The sequence below is a fragment of the uncultured Gilvimarinus sp. genome (assembly GCF_963972205.1).
Lineage (GTDB): Bacteria > Pseudomonadota > Gammaproteobacteria > Pseudomonadales > Cellvibrionaceae > Gilvimarinus > Gilvimarinus japonicus.
Genome location: NZ_CAXAUC010000001.1, coordinates 208755 through 223176, shown reverse-complemented (window position 1 = coordinate 223176; position 14422 = coordinate 208755). Strand labels below are relative to the sequence as shown.

9 protein-coding genes are annotated in these 14422 nt (G+C 50.7%); 2 read left to right on the top strand and 7 right to left on the bottom strand.

All coding sequences use genetic code 11. The features are described 5' to 3' along the window. Positions 1-749: 749 nt before the first annotated feature. The 3 genes from AACY82_RS00945 to sufT form a co-directional block, all read right to left on the bottom strand. Positions 750-4604: a glycosyl hydrolase gene (locus AACY82_RS00945; RefSeq protein ID WP_339614882.1), complete on the bottom strand. Its 3855-nt coding sequence runs from the start codon at positions 4602-4604 to the stop codon at positions 750-752. 349 nt (positions 4605-4953) lie between these two features. Further along, positions 4954-5145 (bottom strand): DUF3565 domain-containing protein, encoded by a 192-nt coding sequence (locus tag AACY82_RS00940; protein ID WP_339615588.1) that lies wholly within the window; start codon positions 5143-5145, stop codon positions 4954-4956. Positions 5146-5169: 24 nt separating this feature from the next. After that, positions 5170-5736: a putative Fe-S cluster assembly protein SufT gene (sufT, locus tag AACY82_RS00935; RefSeq protein ID WP_339615587.1), complete on the bottom strand. Its 567-nt coding sequence runs from the start codon at positions 5734-5736 to the stop codon at positions 5170-5172. 724 nt (positions 5737-6460) lie between these two features. Between sufT and rnk the strand changes: the two genes are divergently transcribed. Both rnk and AACY82_RS00925 read left to right on the top strand, forming a co-directional pair. After that, the gene (gene rnk / locus AACY82_RS00930; protein ID WP_339614881.1) at positions 6461-6850 is read left to right on the top strand and encodes a nucleoside diphosphate kinase regulator; all 390 of its coding nucleotides are present in this window, start codon (positions 6461-6463) and stop codon (positions 6848-6850) included. Between the two features lie 60 nt (positions 6851-6910). Further along, complete coding sequence (locus AACY82_RS00925) at positions 6911-8185, top strand: aminotransferase class I/II-fold pyridoxal phosphate-dependent enzyme (RefSeq protein ID WP_339614880.1); 1275 nt, start codon at positions 6911-6913, stop codon at positions 8183-8185. A gap of 54 nt (positions 8186-8239) precedes the next feature. Here the strand turns inward: AACY82_RS00925 and AACY82_RS00920 are convergent, their stop codons facing one another. The 4 genes from AACY82_RS00920 to AACY82_RS00905 all read right to left on the bottom strand — a co-directional run bounded on the left by AACY82_RS00920 (position 8240) and on the right by AACY82_RS00905 (position 14358). Continuing rightward, positions 8240-8638 (bottom strand): YbaN family protein, encoded by a 399-nt coding sequence (locus AACY82_RS00920; protein ID WP_339614879.1) that lies wholly within the window; start codon positions 8636-8638, stop codon positions 8240-8242. Positions 8639-8808: 170 nt separating this feature from the next. Continuing rightward, the gene (locus AACY82_RS00915; protein ID WP_339614878.1) at positions 8809-9789 is read right to left on the bottom strand and encodes an HD domain-containing phosphohydrolase; all 981 of its coding nucleotides are present in this window, start codon (positions 9787-9789) and stop codon (positions 8809-8811) included. Beyond that, entirely contained in the window at positions 9786-13130 is a 3345-nt protein-coding gene (locus AACY82_RS00910; protein WP_339614877.1) for an MHYT domain-containing protein, read from the bottom strand. Before AACY82_RS00910 ends, AACY82_RS00915 begins: the two co-directional genes overlap by 4 nt. 373 nt (positions 13131-13503) lie before the next feature. Next, positions 13504-14358 carry a transglutaminase family protein gene (locus AACY82_RS00905; protein ID WP_339614876.1) on the bottom strand — a complete coding sequence of 285 codons (855 nt, stop codon included), beginning with the start codon at positions 14356-14358 and terminating at the stop codon, positions 13504-13506. Positions 14359-14422: the final 64 nt, after the last annotated feature.

Sequence of the window (14422 nt, the reverse complement as noted above, 5' to 3'; positions counted from 1 at the left end):
TGTGGGTAATGCCCTGCTGTTATCCCAGTAAACAAATATCTCTGCAAAAAATACGCAACGCTTAACTACTTTACGAGTCGCACGGCGCCCCGCATAACGAGAATTTACGGTAGCTTAATGACGGATTCAATAGGTTTTTGTTTTCGCAAAAAAAGTAACCGATTACACTGAAAAATGTTAACATTAACGAGATAGTCTAACGCTATTCAACAGCGCTCAAGAAGCCGTTCACTCAGCCCAGAGCTTGGGCAAGAAGCATAAATATGAAAAAAATCAATAAAGACAAGAAATAAAACAGTAACCTATTGTTTTTATTGAAAAATAACTAAAAACAAAGGAAGCCATTGAGTTCAAAAATGCGTCACGTTAGAAGAAACAGATGATGACGCTATCATTTTCAAAGTGCCCGATTTACGGGCACTTTGAATAATGTCAAAAAAAGTGAACTTTTTCATAACAAAGCTATACCTTTACTCAGCCAGCTAATGCTCTCACTCAAAAATACCACCATTATTCGCCCAAGGCCTACTCCCAGTTGGGCTCGCCCTGCAAGCCATTACGACAGCGCTGTCACACAGACAAATGTAACCGATTACTATTGTTTTAAAAATCACGAAAATAAAAACAACAAGCCAATTTTTATGCCTCTCCACCACCTTACCGAGATCTTCAAGGGCTCCAAGCGATGGCGAGAAAACCCAATAAAGGTTGCCCAATTAAGCTGGACAACCTTTATTGAGACGCGTTCGCTACAATCTTTTACGCCAACACCCAGGGGGTGTCTTGCCCAAAGCACCAGCAAATGCCAGTAGCATTAACCCCATCAGACCAAAGCTACCACCACCACCAGAGGAACCATTGGCAACGATGGAGCTACTGTCGCTATTGCTTTCAGGCTCTTCGCTTTGGTCATCATTGGGCTCTGAGCTGGCAGATGAGCTTACCGATGAGCTCGATGCCGAGCTAACACTGCTTACTGAGCTGCTTGACTCGCTGCTTGAGCTAACGGAGCTTTCACTGCTCTGCTCTGAGGAGCTATCGCTACTGGACGATTCGGAGGCCACACTGCTCGAACTTACTGAGCTAGCACTGCTGACACTGCTTGAGCTGCTGGCGATACTAGAGCTTGAGCTACTCATCACACTGGAGCTTGAACTGCTGACTACACTCGAGCTTGAACTACTGGCAATGCTGGAACTGCTCACCACACTGGAGCTGGATGAACTTGCAACCACTTCTGCCTTACTGGCATCCAGCCAGTTAACGTTAATCACGTCACTAAACTCCATGCGCAGGGTAAACGCGCCCCGGGGTAACGTTAGGGTATCTGTAATGGTGTCCCACTGCTGTAAACCGCCGGTACTCGGCACAGTCACCTGAGCGGCTTGAACGTCCTCAACATAAAAACGCAAAGTACCGCCTAGCTCGCTGGCAACACGTAGCTCAAAGTCGTAAGCGCCCGCGTCTGGCACGACCACGTTGTACAGCACCGAACTACCCGGATCCATATTGCTTAGGTTTAAAAAGCCGTTGTAGTCCTCTGTTTGCTCAACCCGAACATCAATTTTGTCTTCTTCAACCGTGGGATAAACAATGTCGCTCATGCCCTTGTATTGCTCAGCCTCAATACGCGCAGGCAACGTATGAACATTGCTCTCATTATGAACTGGCATGTTCACATAAATACTGCCAAGCTCAGTCAACACCCCAGACTGACGGTAGTCAAACAAACCATTGTACGGATGACCATTACGGCGGCCGGTAAACCAAGCGTAGCGCTCAAGATCGTCATCGTTTTCAAACGAATCCACCACTTGAATCAAAAAGCGTTTTTGATCCTCGAGCGTAGTCCAATCCTTCCAGTGTGAAAACTCTGTCATCCAAATGGGTTTGTTGTACTTTTTAAAACGATTAACGTACCACTCAACTCCGCCGGCATCCTCCATGTAGGCGTGAATCGAAATCGCATCCACACGACAGTCGGGACAAACATCAAAAAAGTCGTCAAAGTAGTCGATCGGATCATAGTAAGTGGTGCCGCCCTCGCTGTTACATTCGCCACAGTAATTCATCGCCACACTGACAATCTTAAGACCAAATTCATCGGCAATCGCTTCCAGACGCGGCCATTCGGCCGCCGCTTGCGATGGCGTCATATTCGCCTGCTCAAGAAAGTTAGGTTCGTTAAAGGCCAAGATATACTTCACATCCGGGTGCGCGGCTATGTACTCGCGCATAGCCGCATCATCAAAGCCGCCATTCCAGGCCATAGGCGCAAACTCAACGCCGTAGTTTTGATAAACCTCGGCGATCTGCACATCAGGTTTGTGGCTCCAGTTATACCACCAACTAATACCCTCAGAGATAGCCGCAAAATCAGCTTCTGAGTGATGACCAAAACCCAAACCGCGTTTTGCGCTTTTATCGGAGCTATGATTACCATTTACCAGTACGTAATTAGTGGTGACATCCTCTAGCTCGCCATCGCTCACGCTTAGAGTAACCGCAAAGCTGCCTTCGTTTTGATATTCATGGGTGGCTATTACTCCGCTGCCAAGACTTCCGTCACCAAAGTCCCACACATAAGTCAGCTCATCGCCGTTCACATCTACTGAACTGCCCGCATCAAACTCGACGGTTAAAGGAGCGGTCCCTGAACGAACTGAGGTTTTAATCGATGCTACTGGCGCACGATTTACCTCTTCACCACCGCCAGCTATATCGGCCTGCTCACCACCCGACAAATAGATATCATCAATGGCCAAATCATCAATCTCACCCACACCTAACACCTGAAACACTTGACGCACATCGCTAAAATCGACATCTTGCGCAAGCTCGGATACTGGGATAGTAATTTCGTGCCAAGCACCGTCACGCACAAAACCATAAGGGTCTGAGCCGGGCGAAAAGTTAAGCCACAACTGACCGATAACAGCATCGCTGCCGCTTTTCATGCCGATATCGAACGTCGCATCCGATTCTGTTTTCATCGAGAAGTGAAGCATACCGTTGGGATTATCAAACGCGCTCAGGTTAAAACCTTCACGGGCGGTCAAGCCCAGTCCGTACCAACCTTTACCGGTCGAGGTTAAATCCAGTGAACCATTACCTTCAAGCACATCCTCAGCAGCAACGGCCAAAGTATCTTCCCAGATAAACAAATCGCCGTTTACGCCAAAGGCAAAGTCGCCCGCATCACGGTGTTCGGCAGTCTCTGTAAAAATACCAAAGCTGCCGTACTCGGCCACCTCAAGCGCGACACTCTCGGACAAATAAATATTGTCGACCGCAATAGTCATAGGCGTAGACTGCCCAGGCCCAGACATACTAAACGTCTGCTGCACCGTCTGAAAATCAAGGCCGGCGAACTGACTGAGCGGAATCGCTACATGGTGCCACTCCCCGTCGCGCTGCAACCCGTACTCATCGCCACCGGGCGCCAAAGTTACTTTGCCTGCACCGCCCGATGTGCTGTCCATATTGATTTCAATATTACTGGCCGCTTCGGTTTTCATATGAAAATGCAGGTAACCGTGTTTGTAATTGCGTAAATTTTGGTCTTTGTGCAGCAGCCCCATGCCCCACCAGTTGTCTGGCGCGATATCGTAAGCCATCGCCGAGCTACCTTCGAAAGGCTCAGTCGCCACCCCAACCATATTGTTCCAAATATACAAGTGGGTGCCATCGCCCCAATTGAGCTCGCTCATGACCGGAGTCAGTTCGGTGCTAATACCGTAATTGCCGGTGGCTTCGTTATCTTCGGCCAAATGTACTTCGGTGTGCTCGTTTTCATACAAGCGCACATAATCCACTTCCATTTTTGCGGGCAACGGTGCGGTAATGGCGGCCGGGTCGGTTATTTCAACAAAGTTCCAGCCGCCCACCGCCAGGTTAAGAATAATATGGGCGGGGTTTTCACGAAACTCCGACATAGTGGGATCGGTAATATCCATCGCAAAGTATTGAATATCATCCACACTCATAACCACTTGCTCGGGCGTCCACACCAATTTGTAATTATGGAAGTCATCATTCATATTAAACGGCAGCTCGACATCGGCGGCATAGTCAGCTTGTGAACCACCGTCAATATCGTGCCACCAGTGCATGGCCCCAGAGACCGAGCTATTAACCTTACCGGCGTCAATCGCCGCTTTATAACCCGCCTCGAGAATGTCCCACTCGCCAGATTTAGGCCAACCATCTACGCCAAAATTATTTCCCAGCATCCAAAAAGCGGGCCACAGACCATCGGCTAAATCGGGTAATTTAATACGCGCCTCTATAGTGCCGTAACGAAACCCAAAGCGACCATTGGTGTGAATCCGCCCTGAGGTAAATTCTTTGCCCTCGCGTGTTTCACGTTTGGCCTCGATCACTAATTTTCCATCATCAAGGTAAACGTTGTTATCCGATGCGGTGTAATACTGCAACTCGCCGTTGCCATTACCGCTACCACCGGTGGTAAAAGTCCAGGTCGAGCGATCTAAACGATCACCGTCAAATTCATCGGACCAAATGGGGGTTGTTTGGGCGCTTGCTAGTGGCGCTACGGCGCATACGCCCACAAGCGTTAAAGCCTGCCACAATGGTTTTCTCATGAGAGCTATCCTGCGATTAAATTATTCATTATTAGTCAGGCAGGGGTATCAAAGCGTGGCCAAACCCTTAAGGCGAAGGGTTATATTTTTATAGTGTGGCTCTGCTGGGCACGATACGTCATGTGAGGGGTGTCAACTTGCACCAAAAACGTCAGCGGTACAAGCCACCGCAAGACAAGGCGGGCCCAGTGAGCGATAAACAGGTGTACAAACATTTAAGCCGCTATTGCGTTTAATAACGGCTCATTGAATAATTTTCGGATAACGCACAACAAAAAACCGCCAACATAACGGGTGACCAGAGTACAAATTAATGCCCACTGCACTGACGAGCGCGAGAGCAAATCAATCAGTAATCCCGCGGTGCTTTATCGTCGCATTTTTTACAGTTTAAACAATGCCCCAACATCGCCGCGCGGCCCATCTCGGTAGTAACCCAATAACGCACAACCCAGGGCGGATTGTGGCGTACATGCTGATAATGGCCGCATTCAAGTCGGGCCACCCAGTGGCCCTCACTATCGAGCTGAAACCCCACCATTGGTTGTTGCACAGCGGTCTCGACTTAAAAGAACATGCCAGTTTCAAGCTGGGCTTCTTCGCTCATCATCGTGCGATCCCATGGCGGCTCAAACACCAGCTCCACATGACTCGAGGTTACGTAGGGGACCTCTTCTAAACGACGCTTCACATCGGCCACCAGCACATCGCCCATACCGCAGCCGGGCGCCGTTAGGGTCATCACCACAGCAACTCGTTGCGCGGCTTGGTCGATCGTCATTTTATACACCAGCCCTAGGCTCACCACGTTAACGGGGATCTCGGGGTCGTACACCATACCGAGCGCTTCCCACACATGGTCTTCATCAATTTGGCCGTCTTCTCGGGCCTCAAACTCCAGCGCGTTGGTGCTAAGGCCAATAGCGTCGGCGTCTTTGCCATCAATGCGAATTAAGTTGCCGTGGTACAACAGTGTATAACTGGCACCCAGCGCTTGGGTAATAATCGCCTCAGCGCCTTTCGGGACCATTAAATCATCACCGGCTGGGACAACTTTAACCAAACACTCGCGCTCAAACTCTACCTCGCGCCCCTGTGCGTTAAAGGGCTTTTTGGCGTTGGGGGCGCGCATAACCAACTGATTGCGGCCGCCAATCTCGTTAAGGTCAATATCCAGCCCCTCAAGGTAAGGCAAACTCGGTTTGTCTAGGCGCAGCGTTAAATCGCCCGCTTGCACGGTCACGTCCGTCTCGACCTCTTCGCCGGGCCGGCAATAGGCCAAACAGGTTTCGGCGCGCGCCGTTCCCGGCTGATCGACAAACACGCGTACCGCCTCTACGCCGCGGCCATACAGTAAATCAATCAGATAATCTCGGGCGGAGTCAGAGATTTGAAGCTTGGGCTGCATAAATGCATCCTGAATAGAATAGGTGTGGACGAGAAAAGCGCCATTATACCACCGCTCGGCGCGACACAAAATACCCGACTAAAACAGTCAACTATATGCGTCCTATCAGGAACATCAGCTACAGCATTGACTTTAAAGGCGGTTAAGGTAATCTCAGCAGTATCGCTGCAACGCCATTAATCGCCACTATGCACATCATCCTACAGTTTCTTATGTGGAGGCTCACGCCCCTCTTCCCCCTATAAGGGTGCTTTCTTTAGCACTCCGAACTTCGTCGCTCTAAAAATACCGGCAGAACTGTACCCGCAGCACGCCCGCATATTAGCTAGAGCTATTCGCAATACCACAAACCGCCCCACCCGGCCTAACCCGCTATACACGGCACAACCGTGGGGGCTGTAAGGGCAATACTTTATCACCGCTTAATCGCTTACATCAGGAGGCTCCCATGGGCGCTAAACCCAAAATTACGCTAACCCGTAGTATCTACAATCGGTTATCCGCATTGATCGACTCAGTGCCAGAAGACCCCATTACCGAACAACTGCTCGACGAGCTGGAGCGCGCCAAAATCGTGTCGCCGCAAAAGCTGCCCGCCAATGTCGTCACTATGAATTCCACCGTTACCTTTATGGTTGAATCGACGCAAAAAACCTTTACCTATCAACTTGTGTACCCATCTGAGTTGGACAATAGCGAACAAAAGTTGTCGATTTTAAGCCCGGTGGGCAGCGCCCTGATCGGCCTGCAAGAAGGGGCTCAGATTGCCTGGCCAATATCCACCAGTAAAAATACGGTGGTACACGTCAATAAAGTGGCCCCGCCGGCGCAGGCTTAGCGGCAGCTAATATGTGCTACATTCACGTCAGCCTTACATAAACTCGCAACGGAGACGACCATGAAACTGGAATCCCTGGCACTACACTGCGGCTATGAATCGGAGCCCACCACGAAGGCGGCAACGACGCCGATTTATCAAACCACGTCTTATACCTTTGACGACACCCAGCATGGTGCGGACCTGTTTGACTTAAAAGTGGCAGGCAATATTTACACCCGCATTATGAACCCGACTAACGCGGTATTAGAGGCACGCGTAGCCGCCATGGAAGGCGGTATTGGCGGGTTGGCGGTAGCGTCCGGCATGGCCGCTATTACCTACGCGATCCAATGCATAGCCGGCACCGGCGATAATATCGTGAGCACCAGCCAACTCTACGGCGGCACCTACAACCTATTTGCCCACAGCTTTCCGCGCCAGGGCATTGAGGTACGTATGGCCTCTTTCGACGACTACGACAAGCTTGAAAGTTTAATCGACGACAACACCAAAGCGCTGTTTTGCGAATCTATTGGCAACCCGGCGGGCAATATTGTCGATGTAGAAAAACTCGCCACCATCGCCCACAAGCACGGCGTTGTGCTGATTGTCGATAACACAGTGGCCACACCATTTTTATGCAAGCCTTTTGAATACGGTGCCGACATCGTTGTGCATTCGCTCACCAAGTACATTGGTGGCCACGGCACCACCGTGGGCGGCATGATTGTCGACTCGGGAAAATTTGACTGGGTCGCCAATAAAGCGCGCTATCCTATGCTCAACGAGCCCGACCCGTCTTACCACAACGTGATCTACACTGAGGCGCTGGGCGAGGCTGCCTACATCGGCCGCTGCCGCGTAGTGCCACTGCGCAATACCGGCTCTGCTCTCGCGCCCCACAGCGCGTTTTTAATTATGCAGGGGCTTGAGACCTTAGGCATCCGCATGGAGCGCCACTGCGAAAACGCATTAGCCGTGGCCAAACACCTACAAGCGCACCCCAAAGTTACCTGGGTAAAATACGCCGCCCTGCCCGACAGCCCTTATCAAGGGCTATGCAAAAAAATCACCGGCGGTCATGCCTCGGGGATTTTAAGTTTTGGCGTACAAGGCGGTATGGCGGCCGGCGCGCAGTTTATCGATGCCCTGCAAATGATCTTGCGTTTAGTTAATATCGGCGATGCTAAATCACTCGCCTGCCACCCCGCCACCACGACCCACCGCCAACTGAACGAAGATGAATTAAAGTCGGCCGGTGTCTCGGAAGATTTAATACGATTATCGGTAGGTATTGAGCATATAGATGATATTTTGGCGGATATAGATCAAGCTCTGGATAAAGTTGGATAGATTAAAGCAAGAATATTAAAGCAAAAGTATTAAAGCCGGCCCTGCGGGGCCGCTTTATTGCTCGTGATAGTTACTGTTGCCCGCGGTATCACTAGGGCCGTTCGGTCGCGTACAAAGCCATATCAGCACACCACCCATTGTTAATATCAGCAACCACTTTACCCACAACAATATACTCGACTGGCCAATCAACACGGCGCTAATGATCATGGTTAGCGCCGCAGCAACCTTAGCCCGCCGAGGTATTGCACGGTGACGCTGCCAGTGCTGAATAGCTGGCCCAAATCGAGGGTGAGTAACCAGCCACTGATTAAGTGCGGGCCATCCATGACTAGATGCCCATGCCCCCAGCAGTAAAAACACCGTGGTTGGCAAGCCCGGCACCACAGCGCCGATTAACCCCAAACCGACAAATAACACAGCGAGGGCACGCCACGCTAAACGATTCAACACAATACAACCTTACGCAAAACGTGCCACCACAGGTTTACCATATCATTAAGTCTGTTTGGCTGTGGCGACCCAGCGCCGTTTATGAGCAGCAAACGATTTTTACCTTTAGGTTGAACGGGCATTGCGCGATTGTACCGGCAACGCAGCGTCATTGTCCGGGGTGTCACCCGCTAACGACTGTAGTTTTGTTTAATGTCGAGTATCTCACTTTTGATTGACAAAAATAACTCGGCCAATGCCGGATCAAAATGACATCCGCTTTGCTCTTTAATCAATGCGAAGGCCTCGGCCTCAGTCCATGCCTCTTTGTATGGACGCTTAGAGGTCAGCGCGTCAAACACATCGGCAATGGCGACGATACGCGCCTCTAGCGATATCGCCTCTCCCTCCAGCCCATTGGGATAACCGGTTCCATCCCACTTTTCGTGGTGCTCCATGGCCAACACCCGAGCCAGCTGAATCAACGGCGAGTCAGAGTCTTCAAGAATCTTGGCGCCAATCGTGGTGTGTTCGCGCATCGATGCAAACTCTTCGGTACTTAAGCGTCCAGGTTTAAGCAAAATGGCATCGGGAATACCAATTTTGCCAATATCGTGCATGGGTGCCGCTTGTCGAATAAGCTCGGCATACTCCTCACTAATGCCGTAGGCCAGCGCTAAACGCTTACTGTAAAGACTCATACGAATAATGTGCTCGCCGGTATCCGTGTCTTTGTACTCGGCGGCCGCACCAAGGCGCTGCACCAAATCGATATGCGCTTTTTTAAGCTGTTTTGCCTGCACCAGCGATAAGTGCGTTTTCACCCGTGCCCGCACCAATGCTGGGGTAATAGGCTTGGTAATATAATCCACCGCACCGACCGAAAAGCCATTGTACTCATCGTCGTCATCATTCAGTGCGGTAACAAAGATAACCGGAATATGCTGCGTTGCAGCATCCGCCTTTAATGCCCGACAAACGTCGATACCACTCATACCAGGCATCATAACGTCCAATAAAATTAAGTTGGGCGGATTCTGCTGAATCACCTCAAGCGCCGCTTGGCCTGACTTTGCAAACGCCAAACGGTACTCATCCGCCAACACCGTTTGTATCACTTTTAGGTTGGTCGACTCATCGTCAACAACCAGTATTCTAGGTTTTTCAATCATAACTTGTCCTGCTCAGAGTCAGCTGACGAGCGCGATAACTGATCTAATATTGAGGTAATAATAGATACCGCCTGTTCAAACTCAAAATCATCAAAGGCGGTAACCAACTGCTCGACCTTAGACGCCAGTTTATCGTCGCTCTGCTGTTGTAAAACACTCAGCAGCTCAGCGTCTGTTTCGGCCTGTTGCGCTAAAACAAAAAGGTTTTGGCAAATGGCTTTAGTGTCATCCATGGTTAGGCGCTTTTGCGACTGATCCGTCGCCTTATCGCTATCACCCACACTCGCGTTATCGAGTGTTTGCGCGATATCAGCCAGACTAGCATCCAGACACCGAGCATGCGTCTGATACTGGTCAGCAGAGGTTGCTTGCTCCATTAATTGCAGCAGGCGCGCCAGCTGCACCAACCCAAGGTTTCCCGCCGCGCCTTTCAGGGTATGCAACCGTGTAGCGTTGTCTTCTGTTTGATAGGTCTCTAAGCGCGCGATGAGTGTCCATGAATCTTTATGTTTAGCAATAAACTCATTAATCTCATGGCATTGTCGCTCGCGGCTTCCCCATAATAACTCACCGTGTTCAAAGTCCACCTGAGCGCCCAACGCGGGCGCGGTCGCGCCGCTCGGCTCGCGCTTAGAGATACCTAACGCAGCGGCCATTTCGCCATATAGCTGCGACGGATTGATCGGTTTGTTGGCAAAGCCGTCCATACCCGCGTTATACGCTGTGGCTCGGTCTTGCTGCAAAACACTGGCGGTTAGCGCAACTATAGGGGTTCGCCCACGCTTTTTATCTTGCTCGTATTGCCTGATTTTTTCGGTCGCACAAATACCATCACACTCTGGCATATGCACATCCATTAGCACGATATCAAACTCGTTGGCGCGAAACCGATCGAACGCCTCTAAACCATTACTGGCCGACACCACTCGATGTCCCTGCCTCGACAACAGAAGAAACAGCAGCTCGATATTGGTTTCGATATCATCCACTACCAAAATATTTAACGGCGGTAAATCGACATCGGTGTCTCGGGTATCGCGCTTTAGCTTGGTCTCTTCGCCCACCTCCAGCGGCAGACTAAAATAAAAGCGACTGCCTTTATTTTCGTCGCTCTCTAATCCAATATGTCCACCCATTAGCTCAACCAGTTGTTTGCTAATGGTGGTACCTAAACCCGTACCGCCAAAACGCCGCGTAGTCGTACTATCGGCTTGCTCAAAGGCCTGAAAAATAGACTCGACTCGCTCAGCCGCAATGCCAATACCGGTATCAACAACCTCAAAGAGCACCTCGTGACTGCCTGATGGCGTCACCCGCGCAGTGACCGATCCGGTATCGGTAAACTTAACCGCATTACCCACTAAATTATTCAATATTTGCCGTATTCGGTTGCTGTCGCCCACATACACAGGCGACAAACCTTCGGCTAATGCTAGATTAATGACGATATCTTTTTGTTTGGCGAGCAACCAGAAAGAGGAAATAACCTCATCTAACAAAGACGACAAAGAAAAGTGCTCCCGCGCTATATCGACTTTACCTTTTTCAAGCTTCGCGGAGTCTAAAATATCGTTCAGTAAATACATCAAAGAGCGCGCGGAAGCATTAATCGTACTCAACTGTTTTCTTTGCTCCGCGACTAACTCGGACTCCAGCATTACCTCACTAAAGCCGATAATCGAGTTCATCGGCGTGCGAATCTCATGGCTCATATTGGCCAAAAACGACTGCTTTGCCTGAGCGGCGTGCTCAGCCTGCTGCTTAGCGGCTTTTAATTGATCTTCGTAAGCATGCCGCTCCGTAATATCAATTAACACCCCATCAATCCACTGCGCCTCACCGTCATCGTTAAAGTGATAACTGCCCTGATCCAAGACCCATCGGATATCGCCCGAGCGGTGGCGTATGCGATACTCAAGCGAGTACGCTTGGCGGTCTACCAATGCTTTATTTACCGAGGTTTCAATACGGGGTAGGTCTTCCTCAACGATAAGGTCGCCCATGTCAATATCACGGGCCATAAACGTACTGAGATCATAACCCGTAAGCCCCTGAATACTGGGACTGGCAAAAATCATGCTCCAGCTGGCATTAATCTCGCAACGAAACGCCACCCCAGGCATATTGTGAATTAACGAGCGGTACTGGCGCTCTTTTTCTAGCAGCTCTTGCTGCAGTTTGTGCTGCTCGGTCAAATCCGTTAAAAAAGCCACATACAATCTCTGCCGCAACGACAGCTGTACCTCACCAACCCCTAAGCGAATGGGGATACTGCGGCCATCTTTGTGCAGCGTATTCACTAGTTGGTTGTGCCCGACAAATCCCGATAAATCGATCGGCGCGCCGGAGATGCGACACACGGTCATCGTGTCATCTTCATCGGATGTCAGGCGCAAAGCGCTCTGCCCTTTGAGCTCATCTTCGCTATAGCCAAGTATGGCTTCTGCCGCTTTATTGGCACTTAAGATATCGCCGTTTTCACCAATGGTAATAATGCCGTCAACCGCTGTAGACAAAATGGCACTTAAGCGTGACTCCTGCTCGGTTTTTTCGGCCAACAATAACTGAAAGCGCAACAGACCATTGAGCACCGCTACCCCTAACGTCAGCACCACTGTGGTACTGGCAACGCTAATGGCGATAAAAGACAAGTCGGACTGCACAATGGCGTTAACCGGGCCGCTCGCGCTGGTATCGATAAACCGAGTGGCGAGCATCCCCATATAGTGCATGCCGGACACCGCGAACCCCAATACCACAGCGCTAATTAGCCGGCTTTGTCCGCTGCTTAACCGCGGAATCACTCGACCTAAATAAAACCGAGACAACACCGCGATAAACGACAGGCTCACCGCCACCACAATCGACAAAGCAAACGTCAGCGGATCATAACGAAGCAATGGCGCCAGCTCCATCGCGGCCATACCGCTGTAATGCATGGTACCAATGCCCGCTCCCAGCAGTACCGAGGCGGCCATTAAGTTTTTTAGCGATGCCCGACGACTTAAAAGAAATATTGCATACAAACAAGAGACAAGCGCCGGGAAAAACGACAATAGCGTGATGGTTGGGTCATACCCTATTTGCCGGCACAACGAAAATGCCAGCATGCCGATAAAGTGCATGCTCCAAATGCCACCCGCCATTATCACTGCCGCCATGACTTTGGCGACGTAGCGATACAACTTAATGGGCGTGTGCCTCGCTAAATCCAGCAGGTAAAACGTAAAGTAACCGGCAAAAATCGCGGTACAAATGGAGAGGCTCACCAACTTATAGTTATACACACCGCTCAGCACTAAGGCAGGATCTTGATTAATAAAGAAAAAATCCGATAGCATTTGCGACCCTCAACAAATCATAGGCATGGCCAGGGCGGTATTAAGGTAAAAAATATGTATACCGACACCTCAATATAGATGAAATATGCGCCACCATAAAGTCATAATAGCCAAATAAATGCACTCTTTACAGTCGTTACCGCCCACCTATAGCGGGACACCAGCCGCAAAGGCGGACGTCAATGGCGTACTGCTGCCTCTCAGCGCCAAACACGACAGTGGGTATAACGAACGTGTGTGATAATAAGGTTACGGCTAAAACGGGGATTTCTGAAGATCTGGCAAACCTTGCGGGCGATGGGCGCTACAGATTGAAACGGGGGACAAAGACCGCCAGCGGGGCTAGAGCCTAAGCCGCCACCACGCGATCTGACTATTCGATAAGTTGCACAGCAATACGCTGGGCCGTTGAATAAACCATAGGGCCAAATTGGCTGTAAACCGCCACATCCGCAGCGTCGCGGCCGTACCCGACCGTTACATAGCCGCCATTTAGCACCGGTTGCGTCGCATCAAACGTATACCAACGTCCGCCCACGTAAGCCTCAAACCACGCGTGTAGATCCATCGGTGTCAGCCCGTATAGATACCCCACGACCAGTCGTGCTGGAATACTAATACTGCGACACAAGGCAATGCCCAAGTGTGCTAGATCGCGGCAAACGCCCACTTGCCGCTGGTTTACGTCCACGGCCGATAGCGGGATACTGCTGCTGCCGGGCTCATACCGTATCGACTCGCGCAGCCAGGTCTCAATCGCTGCCACTTGGTCATAGCCCAAATGGCAGCCTGCGGTAATCTCGGTGGCCATCTGACAAAACAGCTCCGACTCGCAGTAACGGCTCGGCAATAAATACCCCAACACCCCATCTGGCAGATACTGCACCTCAACAAACTCCGCCCCTGGCGCGCGGTCTACGTAATCCGCCGTTCTGACTTCGGCCACGGTGCTAATCGAGAAATTCCCCGGCGGCGCCACCAGACGCTGACACAGGTTGCCATAAAGGTCGGTAAACTCGTACACCTCTACGCTGGGCGAAATATTGTATTCCTCTCGCGCAATCCACTGCTGCGCCCCGCTGCGCGGACGCAACATCAAAATAAAAGGCGTAGGCACCGAAATATCAAAACTTAGTTCACAACTGGCGCGCAACCACATGAGCTGGCCCTGTAGAAAATGAGCGAGAATGGGAAAACCTATGCGCACCAGCATACCGCTTTTTATCACAGAATGTTAGCAGTCCCCCCCCGGCGGCTAACACCCTACAGGAATCTTCGAACAAACCCCGCTA

What these genes read in the sequence shown, in the direction of transcription:
- AACY82_RS00925 (WP_339614880.1), top strand. Translation starts at nt 6,911, where the DNA reads ATGAAACTGGAATCCCTGGCACTACACTGCGGCTATGAATCGGAGCCC.
- rnk (WP_339614881.1), top strand. Translation starts at nt 6,461, where the DNA reads ATGGGCGCTAAACCCAAAATTACGCTAACCCGTAGTATCTACAATCGG.
- AACY82_RS00915 (WP_339614878.1), bottom strand. Translation starts at nt 9,789, where the DNA reads ATGATTGAAAAACCTAGAATACTGGTTGTTGACGATGAGTCGACCAAC.
- sufT (WP_339615587.1), bottom strand. Translation starts at nt 5,736, where the DNA reads ATGCGCGCCCCCAACGCCAAAAAGCCCTTTAACGCACAGGGGCGCGAG.
- AACY82_RS00910 (WP_339614877.1), bottom strand. Translation starts at nt 13,130, where the DNA reads ATGCTATCGGATTTTTTCTTTATTAATCAAGATCCTGCCTTAGTGCTG.
- AACY82_RS00945 (WP_339614882.1), bottom strand. Translation starts at nt 4,604, where the DNA reads ATGAGAAAACCATTGTGGCAGGCTTTAACGCTTGTGGGCGTATGCGCC.
- AACY82_RS00940 (WP_339615588.1), bottom strand. Translation starts at nt 5,145, where the DNA reads ATGGTGGGGTTTCAGCTCGATAGTGAGGGCCACTGGGTGGCCCGACTT.